Below are 21569 nucleotides of genomic sequence, written 5' to 3'. Positions count from 1 at the left end.
CTACGACCCTCTTTTCCTTCATATAAGCCTACACATCACTATTCGTTAGAAGGAAGCTGGATAATAGCCGCTTCAATTCTGCGATTACGGGCGTTTGCCAAGTCTGATTCTTCATCAACCAGCGGACGACTCTCTCCGTAACCAACCGCAGTAATTCTTCTAGCTTCTATATTTGCTTTGGTCATCAGCAACGACGCTACAGCTTTTGCTCTGCGTTCAGACAAGCGTTGGTTGTAAGCTGCATCTCCATCTAAAGAGGCATGACCGTGAATTATCACTCCTGAGCTTGGGTCGTTGTTTAGTGCTTCGATAACGTCTTGAAGCGAATTTTCGTACTTAGGCAAAACCTCGGTAGAGTTAGACGCAAACTCAATATTGACCTTAAACGAATCGATTATCTTCGCATTATCTAACGTAAAATCTGCAGCGCGTGATTCTGGTTCTGGCACTATCTCAGGCTCTTTGGCTTCACAACCAAAGTCATCGACCATGGCACCTGGTGTTGAATCGGCGCAGTCGTCCCACAAATCCACAATGCCGTCGCCATCTGTGTCGCGTTTGAGTATATTCAACTCATCTTCAAAGTTGGTGCGAACGGCTGGGCAGACGTAGTTGGGATCATAAGTAATATTTTGCTCTGCTTTGTCTAATACATCAGGCACGCCTTCTTTTGTGATCCCTAATGTATTCGCCAAGCTCCCAGAAGCTGCAAGCAGTCTTACGCGAGCTTTTTCCAGAGTATATTGCGCCTCTAAATACGCGCGACTTGATTCGTAGTACTCGTTTTCGGAATCGAGTAAGTCTAATAGAGAACGCTCACCAATAGTAAACTGATCCATGTATGCAGACTTTACTCTGTCTGAAGACAGGCGGTGGGCATTCAGTGAGGGTAGCTGCTCAGCAATATTGATAATGTCGTTATAAGCAATTTGTACCGTTTGTCTCATATCGATACAGGCTTTGTCCCGCAAGTCTTTTGCTAAATCAACCTGCGACAATGCTTGTCGAATCGCTGCGCGGTCCGAACCGCCGTTATACAAGTTATAAGAAAAATTAACGCCAACGCTCGCCTCGGTAATGGTATTATTTAATGCAGCTTGATCTCGAGTTTGCGCACCATAACTTGCGGTCAGGTTTACCTGAGGGTGGTAAAGACTTCTTGCGCTATCAACCGCATAACGTTGTGCATCTATATTGTAAATAGCAGCGTTGAACTGAGGATTGGTGCCGTATGCACTGGTGAGTAAGGTTTGAATATCTGTAACACTTGCATCAACATAGGCAGAGTTTAACGTTACCGGCTGCAAGTTGTTCGCGGGCTTCTCGCCCACCAACCGTAAAAAGCGAGCGGTAACATCGTGCAAATTAGACAGTTCAGTAAGCACGTTAGACTCGGCGAGAGAAAGACGACCACTGATTTGCTCTAGGTCAGCTCTGCGACCGACACCTGCCTCAACACTCTCTTCAATTTGTTTGAATACATCTACGTGAGTAATCAAATTTTCTTCAGCGAGCTTTAGAAGCTCCCGGAACAACTGCACGTCCATATAAGCTAGAGATGTATCTAGAGACTTCTGCTCAATTTCACCCATTAGTTCGAAAAAGCGGACAACTTGCGCTTGCTTGAACCGCTTTACTTCACTGCTTGTCAAAAAGCCGTCGTATAGCATTTGGGTTAGCGTAATTTGCCCAGTATGCCCCATGTATTCTCGATCTAACCCATAATTTCTATCGCTATATGCGCTCGATGCCAATACATCTACTTGCGGGCGAAATCCACCCCGCGCGATATCAACATCTGACATTGCTACTTGAAGTTGTCGCCAACTGGCTTGCACTTCTGGATTTTCATTTACCACCTTGCGAACATAGTCTTCCAAATTGACTGACGAAGCATTAGTTCCATTGCTCTGCGCGACGGCAGCGTTAACAAGGACAGCGCCAACTGCACCAATTACAATCTTGGTAAGCACTGAATCCATTACATTCATATGTAAATCTCACTAAATAAAAACCGGCAACATTTGCTTGGTTTCTTACTTAGAAAAGTAGACGCTGTGCGTAATTGTGCAAACCTAGCATCCAATTAATAGACTAATTATTAACAAATTAGGGGGAACTACCTAGGTTTTATACCAAAGGATATGTGCCACCCGTACTACGGTCCGGTAACGGGATAGAAAAGCCCTGCTACGCTTTTTGTATAGCGTGAAAATTTATCGGTTGAGAGGAAATTATGGCTGAAGTAATCATTGCAGAAGTAAACGGCAAGGCTTCTTTAGTACGTGTTGAAACGGGTGAGCTTGTCAACGTCACTGTAGATATGACGGTAGCCGAAGGTGACATATTAACCGTATCTGCTGATGGATTTGTTACCGTAAGTGTAGATGGAGAACTCCGCACACTTCCTGCCGGACAAAGCGTTACTTTCCCGCTGCAATTAGATTTCACTGAAAATAATTCTGACGATGAATTTGGTGTTTTTGATGAGAGTATCAATGAGCTAACAGCACTACTTGACGGTATTGACGGCATAGACAGTAACAACCAAGAAGGTGACGCTGACTTCCTTGATGCGCTTGCTGGTGACGGAGACATTTTAGAGTCGCTAGAAGCAACCGCAGCGGGCCTTGATGGCGGCGCTGGTACTGACGGCGGTAGTAATTTTGTGCGCGTTGACCGCATAAACGAAAAAATCGACCCAGTGGGTTTCCAGTTCGATCAAAGTACAAATCGCGACGACGATATTACGCCAGTTGAGTTTTCTGGCACTGGTGAGCAAGCACAAGATATTTCACTTACCCTAGATGCGATAGGCTTGACGAACGACACCACTCCTACTCTATCGGGGATTACTTCAGCAATTCCAGGCAGTACAGTCACGCTGACCGTTACCGACAGTGCTGGGAATATTCAAATTGTCACGGCTATTGTACAAGACGATGGCACATTCAGCGTAGACGTACCAAATGCTCTGGCTGATGGTGAGTTCACCGTAGATGCTACCGTGTTAGAACCTACAGGTAACACTGCAAATAGTTCTATCACCGGTGAAATTGACGCTACCGCCCCTTCAATTACCATCAATGCACCGGGTTCTGATAACGACACCACGCCTACCCTATCAGGTACCACTGATGCCACTCCTGGCAGCACGGTTACGCTAACCATTACCGATAGCGCAGGTAACACGCAAACTGTGACTGCGATAGTTCAGGCAGACGGCACGTATAACGTTGATGTGACCGTTGAATTGGCCGAAGGTGAATTTACCGTTAACGCCAGTGTGACGGATGAAGCAGGCAATACAGCAACCGCTGATACCACAGGGGAAATTGATACCACCGCCCCAACCATTACCATTAATGCGCCAGGTTCCGATAACGACACCACGCCTACCCTATCAGGTATCACTGATGCCGCCCCTGGCAGCAAAGTTACGCTAACCATTACCGATAGCGCGGGCAACACGCAAACCGTGACTACCATTGTGCAAGCAGACGGCACGTATAGCGTTGATGTGCCCGTTGAATTGGCCGAAGGTGAATTTACGGTTAACGCCAGTGTGACGGATGAGGCTGGCAATACAGCAACCGCTGATACTACAGGTGAAATTGACACCACTGCGCCGACGATCACTATCGACACCATAGCGACTGGTAACGACACCACGCCTACCCTATCAGGTATCACTGATGCCGCCCCTGGCAGCACAGTTACGCTAACCATTACCGATAGCGCAGGCGTTACTCAAACCGTAACTGCCATTGTGCAAGCAGACGGCACCTATAGCGTTGACGTACCTGCTGAATTGGCCGAAGGTGAATTTACGGTTAACGCCAGCGTCACCGACGAAGCAGGCAATACCGCAACCGCTGATACCACGGGCGTGATAGACACCACTGCGCCGACGATCACTATCGACACCATAGCGACTGGTAACGACACCACGCCTACCCTATCAGGTATCACTGATGCCGCCCCTGGCAGCACAGTTACGCTAACCATTACCGATAGCGCAGGCGTTACTCAAACCGTAACTGCCATTGTGCAAGCAGACGGCACGTATAACGTTGATGTGACCGTTGAATTGGCCGAAGGTGAATTTACCGTTAACGCCAGTGTGACGGATGAAGCAGGCAATACAGCAACCGCTGATACCACAGGGGAAATTGATACCACCGCCCCAACCATTACCATTAATGCGCCAGGTTCCGATAACGACACCACGCCTACCCTATCAGGTATCACTGATGCCGCCCCTGGCAGCAAAGTTACGCTAACCATTACCGATAGCGCGGGCAACACGCAAACCGTGACTACCATTGTGCAAGCAGACGGCACGTATAGCGTTGATGTGCCCGTTGAATTGGCCGAAGGTGAATTTACGGTTAACGCCAGTGTGACGAATGAGGCTGGCAATACAGCAAACGCTGATACCACAGGCGTGATTGATACCACTGCGCCGTCGATCACTATCGACACCATAGCTACTGATAATGATACTACGCCTACCCTTTCAGGCACCACGGATGCCACACTGGGTAGCACAGTTACGTTAACCATTACCGATAGCGCAGGCGTTACTCAAACCGTAACTGCCATTGTGCAAGCAGACGGCACCTATAGCGTTGACGTACCTGCTGAATTGACCGAAGGTGAATTTACGGTTAACGCCAGCGTCACCGACGAAGCAGGCAATACAGCAACCGCTGATACTACAGGTGAAATTGACACCACTGCGCCGACGATCACTATCGACACCATAGCGACTGGTAACGACACCACGCCAACCCTTTCAGGTACCACTGATGCCACATCGGGAAGCACAGTAACACTTAGCATTACCGATAGTGCGGGCAACACGCAAACTGTAACTGCCATTGTGCAAGCAGACGGCACGTATAGCGTTGACGTACCGGCTGAATTAGCTGAAGGTGAATTTACGGTTAACGCCAGCGTGACGGATGAGGCTGGCAATACAGCAACTACAGATACCACGGGCGTGATTGATACCACTGCACCGTCGATCACTATCGACACCATAGCGACAGGTAACGACACTACGCCTACGCTTTCAGGTACGACTGATGCCACGCCCGGCAGCACGGTTACACTAACCATTACTGATAGCGAGGGCGATAAGCAAACTATTACAGCTATTGTGCAGGCAGACGGCACGTATAGTGTGGATGTACCGGCTGAATTAGCCGAAGGCGAATTTACGGTTAACGCCAGCGTGACGGATGAGGCTGGCAATACAGCAACTACAGACACCACAGGCGAAATTGACACCACTGCGCCGACGATCACTATCGACACTATAGCGACTGGTAACGACACCACACCAACCCTTTCAGGTACCACTGATGCTACACCGGGTAGTACAGTTACATTAACTATCACCGATAGCGCGGGCAACACGCAAACTGTAGCTGCCACTGTGCAAGCAGACGGCACCTATAGCATTGATGTACCTGCTGAATTAGCTGAAGGTGAATTTACGGTTAACGCCAGCGTAACTGATGAAGCAGGCAATACGGCCAATGCTGACGCTCAGGGTGCTATCGACGTGACGGCGCCAACCATCTCATTAAACGACCCAGGAATAAATGGCGATGCTACACCCACACTTTCGGGGTTAGCGGATGCCGTGCCCGGAAGCACCATAACGCTTACTGTTACCGATAGTGCTGGCGTTACTCAAACCTTTACCACCACTGTACTTGCCGATGGTAGCTTTACCGCTGAAGTTCCAAATGCGGTGGCAGAGGGTACATACAGCGTAACTGCCGAGGTGACAGATGATGCGGGTAACACCGCACAAGCAACAGCAAGTGGCGATTACGATTCTACGAGTCCTTCTACGACTGTAAATCAACCTGCGCCAACGAACGATACTACGCCAAACGTTTCTGGTGAAACCGATGCCCCTCCAGGCAGTGAAGTCGTCATTGTTGTTACAGATAGCGAGGGTAACGAGCAAACAATCGTCACTACAGTGGGCGCTGACGGCACGTTCAACGAAGATGTGCCAGCGGAACTTAGCGAAGGTGAGTACACGGTAGATGTTACTGTAACAACACCAGCAGGCAACAGTTCTACCACCACAGCTACAGGAGAAATAGACACTACCGCACCAGCGCTTTCTTTAGACCCGCAAACTGACGGTAGCGACACCACGCCAACGATTTCTGGCTCTACCGATTTACCACCTGGTTCAACAGTAACTATTGTGGTGACCGACAGCGCGGGCAACACACAAGCTATCGATGCCATCGTTGATGAGAACGGTGATTTTAGCGTAGACGTACAAACGCCGCTTACTGAGGGTGAATATACCGTAGAAGCCAGAGCAACAGACGAGGCAGGCAATACAACGACTGTCACTGAAAATGGCGGCAACATTGATACGCAAGCCCCCACCATTTCACTAGAACCACTTGGCACAGGTAACGACACGACACCGTCAATTAGCGGTTCTACAAACTTGGAAGCGGGCAGCACGGTTACACTTACCGTTACCGATAGTGCTGGAAACAGCCAAACCTTTACTGCCACAGTAGACGAGAACGGCGAATTTAGCGCAGACGTGCCTGCCGAACTCGCTGACGGCGACTACACTGTTGAAGCAACAGCTACCGATGCTGCGGGTAATAGTGCTTCGACGTCACAAACTGGCACCGTGGACAGCAATGCGCCAAGCTTAACCCTTGACCCACTGGGTGATGATAACGACACCACGCCCACTATTTCCGGCACTACCGATTTACCCGCTGGCAGCACTGTTACACTGTCTGTTACCGATGCGCTTGGCAATACACAAACGTTCGCGGCGACGGTAGATGGTTCAGGTAATTTCAGTGTCGATGTGCCCAACCCATTAGCGGAAGGTGAATATAGCGTAACGGCTACAGCAACTGACGGCGATGGTAATGCGACAATAGTAACCGACAATGGCGGCGTTGTAGATACCACCGCGCCTACGCTTACCCTTGAAAACCCTGGCAGCACGGGCGACACCACACCCACACTTTCAGGCACAACAGACCTTCCTGAAGGAAGCACGGTTACACTTGTCGTAACAGATAGCGCTGGAAACACGCGAACTATCAATGCCTTGGTCGATGCGAATGGTAACTTTAGCGTAGATGTGCCAAACGCACTTGCTGACGGCGACTTTACTGTGACTGCCAGTGCAACCGACAGTGCAGGCAATACCGCGAATGCCAATACAACAGGTAATGTAGATAGTGAAGCGCCACTGTTAGCCCTTGATACACAAGGCGCTACCAGCGATGTTACCCCAACTATCACAGGTACTACCGACGTGGCACCTGGCACACTGGTTACCATTACTGTGGTAGATGCCAACGGTAGCTCGCAAAGTTTCCAAGCAGCCGTGCAAGCAGACGGCACGTTCAGTGCTGATGTGCCTAGCGCCCTGGCTGAAGGCGACTTTACCGTTACGGCAACAGTAAGCGATGCACAAGGCAACACCGCGACGGCAAACGAAACAAATGGAAGTATTGATACACAAGCACCTATTGTTACCGTTAACCCGTTAGATTCAGGTAATGACACTACGCCGGTTATTTCAGGTAATACAGATTTATCTGAAGGCGCTGTCGTTGTGATCACCGTAACTGACAGCAATGGCGACACGCAAACCATTAACGCATTGGTTGATGCAGATGGCAACTTTGCTACAGAAGTATTATCTCCACTGCCTGAAGGAGACTACAGCGTCGAAGTTACTGCAACAGATGATGCAGGTAATTCAACAACCGCAACTGAGGACGGTGGCAATATTGACACCACCGCCCCTGTACTTACGCTAGATCCGCAGGGCACAGGCAACGATGAAACGCCTAACATATCGGGCAGCACTGATTTAGCACCGGGAAGCACGGTAACGTTAACCGTCACAGATAGCGCAGGCAATACACAAACCTTTGACGCCATTGTGGACGCAAACGGTGACTTCAGTGCGGATGTTCCAAACGCTATACCAGACGGCAGCTACACTGTAACAGCAAGTGCCTCAGACGATGCAGGTAATACAACCACCACCTCTGATACCGGTACGCTAGATACCAGCGCCCCTGCGTTGACACTAGATGCGCAAGTTACGGTTAGCGATACTACACCAACCATTTCAGGTACGACTGACCTACCCGCGGGTTCAACCGTGACGCTTTTTGTCACTGACAGTGCAGGCAACACCCAAACCTTTACTGCACTTGTTGATGCGAGCGGTAACTTTAGTGCTGATGTCCCCGCGCCTCTTGCCGAAGGTGATTACTCAGTAACCGCTACCGCTGCAGACAGCAACGGAAATAGTGCATCTGTCACCGACAATAACGGTATCGTCGATACCGTCGCCCCCGTTATTTCACTAAATGCGCTGGGTTCAAATAACGATACTACGCCGACCATTTCAGGTACTACGGACTTAGCAGCAGGTGAGAGCGTAACACTGTCGATCACCGATAACGCTGGCAATACACAAACGGTGACCGCAACGGTTGACGCAAACGGCAACTTTACTGTGGATGTGCCAGCTGCACTGGCTGAAGGTGACTATACGGTTACCGCAACGGCCACCGACGATGCTGGCAACAGTGCGTCAGCCAATGCAACAGGCACCATAGACACCACAGCGCCTACCCTAACCTTAGACCCTCAAGGATTAGGCAACGACACAACGCCAACCATTTCGGGAAGTACAGATCTAGCGGAAGGTAGCGTGGTCTCCTTGGTTATCACAGACAGTGCTGGCAACATTCAAACGGTTACAGCAACAGTTGATGCTGCAGGAAACTTTGCGGTTGATGTGCCCAGTGCCCTTGCTGAAGGCTCGTACAGTGTTGAAGCTACCGCCATTGATGAAGCAGGCAACAGCACGTCGGTTCTCGATAATTCAGGCGTAATCGACATCACGTCACCTGAGCTAAATCTTGACGAATTAACGCCAGAGAATAACGCTACGCCAACCATTTCTGGCACCACAAACCTTCCAGCTGGCGCCATTGTCACATTAACGGTGGTCGACAGTGCGGGTAATACGCAAACCTTTGCCGCTACGGTACAAACCAACGGCAGTTTTTCAGCCAACGTACCTTCACCACTAGCTGAAGGTGACTATACGGTTACCGCAACGGCTCAAGACGCGGCAGGTAACCAAGGTTCTGATTCTGAAACGGGTGGCAGCGTAGATACCACAGCGCCTGTTATCACTCTGGATCCGCTTGGTACAGGTAACGATAACACGCCTACCATTAGCGGAAACACCGACCTGGCCGCAGGAAGCACAGTAACTATCACAGTAACTGACAGCGTTGGCACTGTGCAGACGTTTACTGCAACCGTAGATGCTAACGGCGACTTCAGTGCAGATGTGCCTAATCCTATGGCAGACGGAAACTTCGACGTTACTGCAACGGCCACTGATGCTGCAGGCAATACTGCTACAGATACAGTGAGCGGCGACATAAACTCTGCCGCACCTACCCTATCCCTTGATCCTCTTGGGTCTGGCAACGACACCACACCGACTATTTCAGGTAACACCGACTTAGCGCCAGGTAGTACTGTAACGCTGACTGTGACTGACAGTGCTGGAACCACACAGACATTCAGTGCCATAGTGCAAGGCGATGGAAGCTTTACGGCTGATGTTCCTGCAAGCTTACCTGAAGGTGACTATTCTGTTACTGCGACCGCCACAGACGGCGCTGGCAACAGTGCATCAGTGACCGAAAATGGCGGTAACATCGATACCACAGCCCCATCGATAACCATCGATACACAAGGGCTTGGCAATGATGCAACGCCATCTATCTCTGGCACCACAGACCTCAATGCTGGCGAAACCGTTAGCATAAGCGTGACAGACAACGCTGGAAATACCCAAACATTCACTGCAACCGTTCAAAACGATGGCACTTACAGTGCTGATGTTCCTGCCGATTTAGCTGAGGGCAGTTTCAGTGTGACTGTCACTGCGACTGACGATGCGGGTAATTCAGCAACGGCAATAGATAATAACGGTGTCATAGACACAGCAGCCCCCACCATAACGTTAGACGCACAAGGCCTGACCAACGACGCTACACCGACTATATCGGGAACCACCGACTTGGCTGCGGGAAACACTGTAAGCATTAGCGTGACTGACAGCCAAGGCAATACGCAAACCCTCACTGCCACCGTTCAAGCGAACGGTAGCTTTAGCGCTGATGTGCCAGTTGACCTTGCAGAAGGCGATTACACAGTAGAAGTGACGGCGACTGATGATGCGGGAAATCAAAACACAGCGGTTGATAATAACGGTACAGTTGACACCACTCCACCTGTTATCAACTTAGATCCAGTAGCCAGCGGCAATGACGCAACGCCAGTATTAAGCGGTACTACCGACTTGCCAGAGGGAGCAACAATTACGCTGGTTGTCACCGATGCAGGCGGTAACGTACAAAATCTTACCGCCACGGTAAATGCGGATGGCACTTTCTCAGTTGAAGTACCCAGCGCGCTTGTTGATGGCGATTACGATGTAACAGCCAGTGCGAGCGATGCTGCGGGCAATAGCACGACAGTGACGGATAGCGGCAATATTAATACAAGCGCCCCGGACATTACACTAGATGCCCTTGGCCAGACAAACGACGCTACGCCTCTTATTTCAGGTACAACTAACGCGCCAGTTGGTGCAACCGTCACTTTAACAGTGACAGATAGTGCTGGAGCAGTTCAAACCTTTACTGCAACAGTACAAGGAGATGGCACCTTCAGCGCAAGCGTACCGTCAGACTTGGCCGAAGGTAGCTACACAGTTGTCGCAGAGGTGACTGACGGAGCCGGAAATACAGGCTCTGACTCTGAAACTGGCGGTGTGGTAGATACCACATCACCGGCTATTGATGTGGCAGATCCGGGTGTTGGCAATGATGCAACACCGACCATTAGCGGAACGACAGACCAGCCAGCCGGAAGCACGGTTTCAATTACCGTCACCGATAACGCTGGCAATATACAAACCTTATCAGCAACCGTGCAAAGCGACGGCTCTTTTAGCGTAGACGTACCCGCCACTTTGGCTGAGGGTAGCTACACAGTTCAGGCTACGGTTGTTGATGAAGCTGGCAATACAGCGTCCGACGCTGAAACCGGCTTAATCGACACAATTTCACCTGTTATTACGCTGGACGAGCCAGGCACAGTTAGCGACTCAACCCCAACCATAAGCGGCACTGTAGATTTACCGCAAGGCTCTACAGTGCAAATAACGGTTGTTGATAGTGCGGGTAATACTCAGGTGTTCTCTGCATTGGTTGCCGCGGGCGGCGCATTCTCTGCCGACGTGCCAGCGGCAATGGCTGAAGGGAACTTCACTGTTTCAGCAAACGCGACTGATACAGCAGGCAACAGTACAACCAATAACGAGGCAGGCGTAGTTGATACACTTGTACCTACGCTTACCATAGATGTTGCCGATACCACTAACGACGCGACGCCACTCATTACCGGTACAACCGATGAACCTGCGGGCTCTGTGGTCACTATTTTGGTAACGGATAGCGCTGGTGCGACCCAGACCTTAAGTGCAGTGGTACAGGCCGATGGTTCTTTCTCTATCTCCCCTGGTACGGATTTAGCTGAAGGCGACTTCACGGTAAGCGCTACCATCAGTGATGAGGCAGGTAATACAGCGACAGCGAGTGATGCTGGAAGCATAGACGCTACAGCACCATCACTAACCTTAACGCCACTTGAGGAAGGCAATGACACAACGCCTACTCTATCTGGTAGCACAAACCTTGCGCAGGGTAGTGAAGTTACACTTGTGGTAACTGACAGCGCGGGAAATGTTCAAACCCTCACAGCTACAGTTGATGCAAATGGAAACTTTACAGTGGATGTGCCTGCGCCTTTAGCTGAAGGTGCATACAGTGTTGAAGCCACGGCGAGTGATGAAGCGGGTAATAGCACTACCGTCGTAGACAACACAGGTATTATTGATACAACAGCCCCTACTCTATCGTTAGATACACTAGCCTCAGACAGCGACACAACGCCTACAATATCAGGGAATACTGACCTGCCTGCAGGCGCGACAGTAACGATTACGGTTACGGATAACGCAGGTGTAAGTCAAACCTTCGATGCAACCGTTCAGGGAGACGGCAGTTTCTCGGCCGATGTGCCAAGCCCAATGGCTGAAGGAGGGTATACCGTTACCGCCGTTGCCCAAGACCCAGCAGGTAATGAGACTACTGCCACTGAAACAAACGGTAGCGTAGACACTACCGCGCCGACGATCAATTTAGATGCACAAGGCACAGGTAACGATACCACGCCAACCGTCACCGGTAGCACCGATTTAAGCCCAGGTAGTTCAGTGACCATAACCGTCACCGACAGCGCGGGAGCAGAACAGACATTTACGGCTATTGTCGACAGCAACGGTAATTTCAGCGCCGACGTGCCCAATGCAATGGCAGACGGAAACTTCGATGTTACTGCTACCGCCACTGATGCCGCTGGAAACTCGGCGTCTGATACTACCAGCGGCAATATCAATACAGCCGTGCCAAACCTAACCTTGGACTCGCTTGGTACAGGAAACGACACAACACCAACCATTTCCGGTACTACAGATATTGCACCAGGCAGCACCGTATCCATCAGCGTTACCGATAGTGCAGGAAACACCCAAACATTTGGCGCCATTGTTCAAGCTAATGGCACCTTCTCTGTAGATGTGCCAGCAGCCTTATCTGAAGGTAATTATTCAGTCACCGCAAGTGCAACAGATGGCGCGGGTAATACGGCAACCGCAAACGAAAACGGCGGTGTTATCGATACTACTGCGCCAGCTGCGCCTACTGTTGATGCAGGCAATGGTACTGAAATTACCGGTACAGCCGAAGCTGGCGCTGTCGTAAACGTAGACGTTGACGGTGATGGCACACCTGATTTCACAGTGATTGCTGATGGCGATGGTTACTGGTCACTAACACCCACAACACCGCTAGCGGATGGCGTGGTTGTCACGGCAACAGCTACCGATGAAGCAGGCAATACGAGTAGCCCGGCGTCTGATACGGTAGACGCTGTTGCGCCAATCGTTGCCTTTAACGATCTAACGACTAATGACACCACGCCTGCACTTACCGGTTCGGTAGACGATCCAACCGCCATCGTGGTCGTTACCATTAACGGTACAGACTATACTGCTACAAATAATGGTGATGGAAGTTGGACGCTGGCTGACGATGCAGTGGCTGCACTTGCAGATGGTAGCTATACCGTTACGGTTACTGCTACTGATGCCGACGGTAACACCGGAACTAACTCTGGCACTGTGGTGATTGACACCACTGCTCCAGCAGCGCCTACCGTCGATGCAGGTAACGGCACTGAAATTACGGGTACTGCGGAAGCAGGGGCAACTGTAAATGTGGACGTGGATGGCGACGGCACGCCAGACTTCACCGTCATCGCAGATGGCGATGGAAATTGGTCAGTAACACCCACTACACCGCTTGCCGATGGCGTTGTAGTTACGGCAACGGCGGTTGATGAAGCTGGCAATGGTAGTGCGCCAGCGTCAGATACAGTAGACGCTGTTGCACCAGTCGTTGCAATCAATGACTTAACCACTAATGACGCTACACCAGAGCTAACCGGAACGGTTGACGATCCAAGCGCTATCGTAGTAGTGACCATTGATGGCGTGGACTACACCGCAACTAACAATGGCGATGGAAGCTGGACCCTGGCTGACGATGCAGTGGCTGCACTCGCAGATGGTAGCTATACCGCTACCGTTACTGCCACGGATGCCGATGGCAATGTAGGTTCAAATTCAGGAACGGTAGTGATTGATACTACACCACCTTTCATACCTACTGTGGATGCGGGCAACGGTACCGAAATTACCGGTACCGCTGAAGCCGGTGCAACCGTAAATGTGGACGTGGATGGCGACGGCACGCCTGATTTCACCGTCATCGCTGATGGCGACGGCAATTGGAGTATTACGCCTGATACACCGCTTGCCGATGGCGTAATTGTGACCGTAACGGCAACTGACGCAGCGGGTAACATTAGCAACCCAGCCTCAGACACGGTTGACGCGGCAGCGCCAGTCGTTACCTTCAACGATTTAACGACTAATGATACAACACCGGCGCTTACTGGTTCCGTTGACGACCCAACGGCTACTGTAGTAGTCACTATTGACGGTAATGACTACACCGCCACTAACAACGGTGACGGCACTTGGACGCTAGCTGATGATGCGGTGGCGGCACTTCCTGAAGGTAGCTATACCGCAACGGTTACTGCAACCGACCCAGAAGGTAATGTGGGTACTAATACTGGCACAGTGGTTATTGATACCACAGCACCAGCAGCGCCTACCGTTGAAGCGGGCAACGGCACTGAAATTACCGGCACAGCCGAAGCGGGCGCAACGGTAAATGTGGATGTAGACGGAGACGGCACGCCAGATTTCACTGTCATCGCTGATGGCGACGGCAATTGGAGCGTAACGCCAGATACACCATTAGCAGATGGAGTTGTAGTAACGGCAACAGCAACCGATGAAGCGGGCAACACAAGTGGGCCTGCATCTGACACGGTAGACGCCGTGGCACCTGTTGTAACCATCAATGATGTAACGACCAACGACACTACGCCTGCACTAACGGGTACGGTTGATGACCCAACGGCTACTGTAGTAGTCACCATTGACGGCAACGACTATACCGCTACCAATAACGGTGACGGTACGTGGACGCTGGCCGATGACGTAGTCGCTACACTCGCCGAAGGTAGTTACCCAACATCTGTTACTGCAACTGACGATGCGGGTAATACCGATACCGACACTGGTACTGTAGTAATTGATACCACCGCGCCTACCGTTGCAATAAACGATCTAACCACCAACGACACCACGCCTGAGCTTACTGGTACGGTAAACGACCCCAATGCGGTTGTGGTGGTCACTATAGACGGCAAAAACTACACCGCCACTAATAACGGGGACGGCACATGGACGTTAGCCGATGATGTAGTTGCCACGTTAGCTGAAGGTAGTTACCCAACGTCAGTGACTGCAACAGACGCCGCAGGCAACACGGTAACCAGCACGGGCACGGTGGTAATTGATACCACTGCACCTACGGTGGCCATTAACGATCTAACCACCAACGACACCACGCCAGAACTTACCGGTACGGTAAACGACCCTAATGCGGTTGTGGTGGTGACCATTGACGGCAATGATTACACCGCTACGAACAACGGTGACGGCACATGGACGCTGGCTGATAACGTAGTCGCCACACTCGCTGAAGGCAGCTACCCAACTTCGGTAAGCGCAACAGACGCTGCAGGTAACACGGTAACCAATACGGGTACTGTAGTGATTGATACCACAGCACCTACGGTAGCCATTAACGATCTAACCACCAACGACACCACGCCAGAGCTTACCGGTACGGTAAACGACCCCAATGTGGTTGTGGTGGTAACGATTGATGGTAATGATTACACCGCTACGAACAACGGTGACGGCACATGGACGCTGGCTGATAACGTAGTCGCCACACTCGCTGAAGGCAGCTACCCAACTTCGGTAAGCGCAACAGACGCTGCAGGCAACACCGTCACCAATACAGGTACAGTGGTTATTGATACCACCGCGCCTACGGTTGCAATAAATGACCTTACCACCAACGACACCACGCCTGAACTAACCGGTACGGTGAACGATCCGAATGCGATTGTGGTAGTCACTATTGACGGTAATGATTACACCGCTACGAACAACGGTGACGGCACATGGACGCTAGCTGATAACTTAGTCGCCACACTCGCTGAAGGCAGCTACCCAACATCGGTAAGCGCGACAGACGCCGCGGGCAATACGGTGACCAGTACAGGTACAGTGGTAATTGATACTACTGCGCCTACGGTAGCCATTAACGATCTTACTACTAACGACACCACGCCAGAGCTTACCGGTACGGTGAACGATCCGAATGCGATTGTGGTGGTGACCATTGACGGCAATGATTACACCGCTACGAACAACGGTGACGGCACATGGACGCTGGCTGATAACGTAGTCGCCACACTCGCTGAAGGCAGCTACCCAACTTCGGTAAGCGCAACAGACGCTGCAGGTAACACGGTAACCAATACGGGTACTGTAGTGATTGGTACCACAGCACCTACGGTAGCCATTAACGATCTAACCACCAACGACACCACGCCTGAGCTTACTGGTACGGTGAACGACCCCAATGCGGTTGTGGTGGTAACGATTGATGGTAATGATTACACCGCTACCAACAATGGTGACGGAACGTGGACGCTGGCCGATGATGTAGTTGCGACCCTTGCAGAAGGCAGTTACTCAGTCTCGGTGACGGCAACAGACGCCGCGGGCAACACCGTCACCAATACAGGTACAGTGGTTATTGATACCACCGCGCCTACGGTTGCAATAAATGACCTTACCACCAACGACACCACGCCTGAGCTTACCGGTACGGTGAACGATCCGAATGCAGTTGTGGTAGTCACTATTGACGGTAATGACTACACCGCTACCAACAATGGTGATGGCACGTGGACGTTAGCTGACAACGCAGTTGCTACACTCGCTGAAGGTAGCTATCCAACATCGGTAAGTGCAACAGACGCCGCCGGCAACACGGTAACCAATACGGGTACTGTAGTGATTGATACTACTGCGCCTACGGTAGCCATTAACGATCTTACTACTAACGACACCACGCCAGAGCTTACCGGTACGGTGAACGACCCCAATGCGGTTGTGGTGGTAACGATTGACGGCAACGACTATAACGCTACCAATAACGGTGACGGCACGTGGACGTTAGCTGACAACGCAGTTGCTACACTCGCTGAAGGTAGCTACCCCACTTCTGTTACTGCAACAGACGCCGCGGGCAACACGGTAACCAATACTGGTACTGTGGTAATTGATACCACCGCGCCTACGGTTGCAATAAACGATCTGACCACCAACGACACCACTCCAGAGTTAACTGGTACGGTGAACGACCCCAATGCGGTTGTGGTGGTCACTATAGACGGCAAAAACTACACCGCCACTAATAACGGGGACGGCACATGGACGTTAGCCGATGATGTAGTTGCCACGTTAGCTGAAGGTAGTTACCCAACGTCAGTGACTGCAACAGACGCCGCAGGCAACACGGTAACCAGCACGGGCACGGTGGTAATTGATACCACTGCACCTACGGTGGCCATTAACGATCTAACCACCAACGACACCACGCCAGAACTTACCGGTACGGTAAACGACCCTAATGCGGTTGTGGTGGTGACGATTGACGGCAACGACTATACCGCCACTAATAACGGGGACGGCACATGGACGCTGGCTGACAATATTGTCGCCCTGCTTGCTGAAGGTAATTATACGGCAACGGTTACCGCCACAGATGCTGTAGGCAACCTTGCTACTGACACAGGTACAGTTGTTATCGATACCAGTATTGATGAAAACAATAACGGTCAGACGGTAACGTTCGATAGTATTTCAAACGACTCTGGCGTTGCTGGAGACTTTATTACTAGCGATAGCACGCTTACGCTAAACGGAACGGTAGACCTTGGTGACAATACTACCCTAACCGTTACCGTTGATGGCACTTCCTATACCTTTGGCACTGACCCTGAACTTACTATTGATGGCAGCGGCAACTGGAGCCTGGATTTAACTGGCACACCGCTACCAGCGGGCACCTATGCCGTAGTGGCAACCGTCACTGATGAAGCAGGAAATACTGCGAGTACCGCTAGCCAAAACGTAGTTGTACAAGCGCTTGATGCTATAAACGACGGTAACACCGTTGATATGGGCGAACCTGTGGTCACGGTCAACCCACCGGAAACCACCAGCGACGTGCAAGTGATTGGCTTAGCAGAGTCTACAGGCGGTGTCGATGCAAGCGCATCTTTTGCCGTTTCTCCTAACCATGTGGGTGAAGTGTTAGTAGAAGTTGATCAAATAGCACTGGTTGCTGTTGCCGATGCCTACATTGTTGAGGTGTATGACGAGAGCGGTCAACTTGTTTACCAAGGGGTTAGCGCAGATTCACAACTTGCCGATGTCGGTGGACTAGACATTTTTGATGTTACCGGCGACGAGACCATTTCGTTCACGTTAGCAGGCCTTGATGCTGGCAACTACAGTGTGGTGGTCCGCAATGATGAGAACTTACTTGAAGACTTGTTAGACAACGACAATAGTAACGATGTTGACCTTGATGAACTTGGTACAGCTGGTGTTGTACTTGGGCCCGACAATCAAGCAGTAGTTCTTGATACTATTGAAACCACGTTAAATACCGGCGTTTTAGGTATTCCACTTGGTACGGTTGGCACGCAAGTAAGGGGAGTATTAGAAACACTTCTGGATACGACTACAGTAATTGGCGCAGGTCAGCTTGTTAATTTACTTACCGCGCCTCTTGATGCAATTGGTTTAACTGGCTTCCTTGATGATATTTTAAGCGTCATTGCCGATGCATTGCTCAGCAATACGCTAACCCTATTGCAAGACACCGACATCACAACCACGTTAACAGAATACACCTATACAGGTGATTTAGTGGCCCAAGGCAACTTAATTGACGGTGATATTAGTGGTGTAGGCGCAGACACTATTTTAGATGGTGCTCAAGTTACTGTTGTTACTAATTCGGCCGGTGATAGCGTCAATGTGCCTGCAACAGGTACTATAACCATCCAAGGTCAATATGGTGTATTAGAAATAGCTGCAGACGGCACTTACACCTACACCGCCGATGGTGACCGCAGCGCCATTGGGCAAGATGAAGTGTTTAACTACACCCTATCAGATGGTGAAACTTCAGATATTGCGACACTTACCATCACCATTTCTGGCAGCGACTTCCCACCAGTAGTCGCCCAAACCGATAACAATGATATGGAGCTAGGCGCACAAACCGCCATTGTGAACGCCCCAGTTACCGATAGTGACTTCCAAGTCATTGGCTTAGCCGAAGGTTCACCAGCGGCAGGGTCGCCAGAGGCTAGCACAACGCTTACCGTTGATGCTGGTTTCTTTGGCGAAGTGGTTGTAGAAGTTAGCCAAACAGCGTTAGTCGCCGTCGCTGATGCGTATCGTGTTGATATTATTGATGCAGATGGCAACGTGGTCGCCACGGCCATGACACCAGACAACCCTTTAATAGGTGATGTAGCAGGCGTAAACCTGATTGGGTTGACAGGTGACGATATACTTGTTGCTAAGTTTTCAGGGCTTCCAGCTGGTGAATATACCGTTGTAGTTCGCAACGATGATAGTGTACTCGAGTCTCTGCTTGATCAAGATGGTGACGGCTCGATTACCTTAACTGAACTAGGTGACGGTGGTGTTGTCCTTGGGGAAGAGAACCAAGACGTTGTATTGACTGCTGTAGAAGATGCACTGAATGGTACTAACGCGAGTGTTCTCAATGGTCTGGGTTTAGGTACGGTAGTACGAAATCTTATTCTAGAGCCGGCCTTGAGCACCGCAGACACTATAGGTGCCGGCGATTTAGTCAGCACAATCACCACAGGCCTGAATCTATTAGGGTTAGGCGCATTGGCAGATGCCGTATTAGACGCTGTTGCGGCGGCATTGCTAAGTAATACACTTACTTTACTACAATCTACCGATATAACTTCAACGCTCACTGAATACGCGTTTGAGGGCAGCACTACAACATCGGGAAATGTTATTGATGCTGCTAATACAGGTGATGTTGCAGATAGCATTGCTGAAGGCGGCGTAGTGACGCAAGTTACCCATACCAATGGGGAATCGGTAACCGTATTAGGTACTGGTTTGTCGGGCATTACTATTGAAGGTGACTATGGCGACCTCACCATTTTTGAAGACGGCAGCTACATCTATGTAGCCAACGGCGTGCGCGACGGCTTAGGCAATACTGATAGTTTTAGCTACACCATTTCAGACGGAACCAATACGTCTACTGCAAACTTGAACTTTAACCTGTCTGGACAAGGGGTATCCGCTGACTCGGCCCGTGCTGAATTAACCTATAACTTTGTATCTGAAGCTGGTCCAAGTGACATAGGTGCGCTTTCACATAGCTATTTGCTAGGACTTGGAGGAAGCTTTAGTGATACCAGCAGTACCTTTGCGGTAGCTACGAATACCACTCAAGATATCACCTTGAACGTCGATAATGGCAGCCTATTATCACTGGTTTCGAGCCTTACTTTAACAGTAGAAAGATTCGAAAACGGATCGTGGGAACCTTATAGAGTGTTCCCAAACGGCGAGCTCATTAGTTTGTTAGGCATTAACGGTGATACCGTGCTTACCGTCAACGGACTAACTGAAGGCTTATATCGTCTATCAATGAATGGCACCACGGGGCTTGGGGTAGCGGGGAGTATTAGTGTGGATCTATCCTCTACCGTCAACTACCTTGATCAGTTTGAAGTCAGTAGCGTACAAACCGCCACCGGTAATCTGTTCGAAAACGATATACTGTTTGGCCCAACATACGACGTGAGTGTATCTGCTGATGGAACTAACTTCCAAGACGCTTCGGGCGGCATTACGTTAGTGGGAGATTTCGGCACGCTGCAAATTGACGAAACTGGCGCTTACACTTATACCCCGGATAACACGCAAGCCGTATTTGGTGGGACCTTAACGGATACTTTTACTTACCGTATCGAATATCCAGACGGTACTATCGAAGAGGCAGAATTTAACGTGTTTGTAACGGCATCTGGTGAAGGTGTACCAGAAGTGGTAATGAGCAGTTCATCTGAGTCTGTAAGTGCATCAGATAGCAGCGGCACCGTGGTTACTGACGAGCCTACAGCACCTGACGAAATTGACCTAACAGGGCAAACCCTTCAAACAGTCGACCTTAACGCTGAAACTAGTCTGGTAACACCAGAAAACGAGCCTACTTCGCCGCTCATGAGTGCGGAACCAGTAGAGACCAAGCCTGATATCATTACGCTTCCTGAAGAGGAGGTCAGCACACTTGGCACCACTGTTGGCGATGGTTTTGGCGGTGGCGACACCATCGATTTATCAGGTATAACTTTAGACACGGTTGATATCGGCAACCCGATTTCAACTGCTCCAGAAGAAACGAGCCCGCTTTCTCCTGAGGCATCAACACCTGAAAGCACGTTGCCTGATGACACCATCACGCTTCCAGAAGAAGACGATATCGTCTCCGGGGGCCCGGTGACAGAGGTAACTGTTGACCTCGTCAATATTGATCTTCCCCCAGAAGAGTTGATTCTGCCATCAACAGAGCCTACTTCTGTGGATTCAAATAGTGAGGGCGTATCTCCTGATGCTAGTGACGGACTTGTAGGCGATACGTCTAAAGAAAGTGGCGGTGACGTGACAACCGCTTCTCCGACAGAGTCTGAAGTTTTGAAAACAGCGATAGATAAACTTCCACCAACTGACATCTAACCTTGTTGTG

The 21569-nt window shown here is 50.5% G+C and carries 2 protein-coding genes; one reads left to right on the top strand and one right to left on the bottom strand.

The genetic code is table 11. The annotated features are described in order from the left end of the window. Positions 1-38: 38 nt before the first annotated feature. Positions 39-1991, bottom strand: coding sequence for a TolC family outer membrane protein (locus ACM0P2_RS04945; protein WP_159119388.1), 1953 nt, complete (start codon positions 1989-1991; stop codon positions 39-41). Between the two features lie 245 nt (positions 1992-2236). Here ACM0P2_RS04945 and ACM0P2_RS04940 point away from each other — a divergent pair, with 245 nt between their 5' ends. After that, positions 2237-21559, top strand: a complete 19323-nt coding sequence (locus ACM0P2_RS04940; RefSeq protein WP_419227379.1) for a BapA/Bap/LapF family large adhesin — start codon at positions 2237-2239, stop codon at positions 21557-21559. Positions 21560-21569 lie beyond the last annotated feature (10 nt).

It is taken from the genome of Alteromonas sp. OM2203, assembly GCF_048517045.1.
Classification (GTDB): Bacteria; Pseudomonadota; Gammaproteobacteria; order Enterobacterales; family Alteromonadaceae; genus Alteromonas; species Alteromonas gracilis.
The sequence above is the reverse complement of the archived record's forward strand: the minus strand, read 5'-3'. Positions and strand labels throughout refer to the sequence as shown.

Bases quoted from the DNA above. Each gene is read 5' to 3' on its own strand.
- ACM0P2_RS04945 (WP_159119388.1), bottom strand. From the start codon at position 1,991: ATGAATGTAATGGATTCAGTGCTTACCAAGATTGTAATTGGTGCAGTT.
- ACM0P2_RS04940 (WP_419227379.1), top strand. From the start codon at position 2,237: ATGGCTGAAGTAATCATTGCAGAAGTAAACGGCAAGGCTTCTTTAGTA.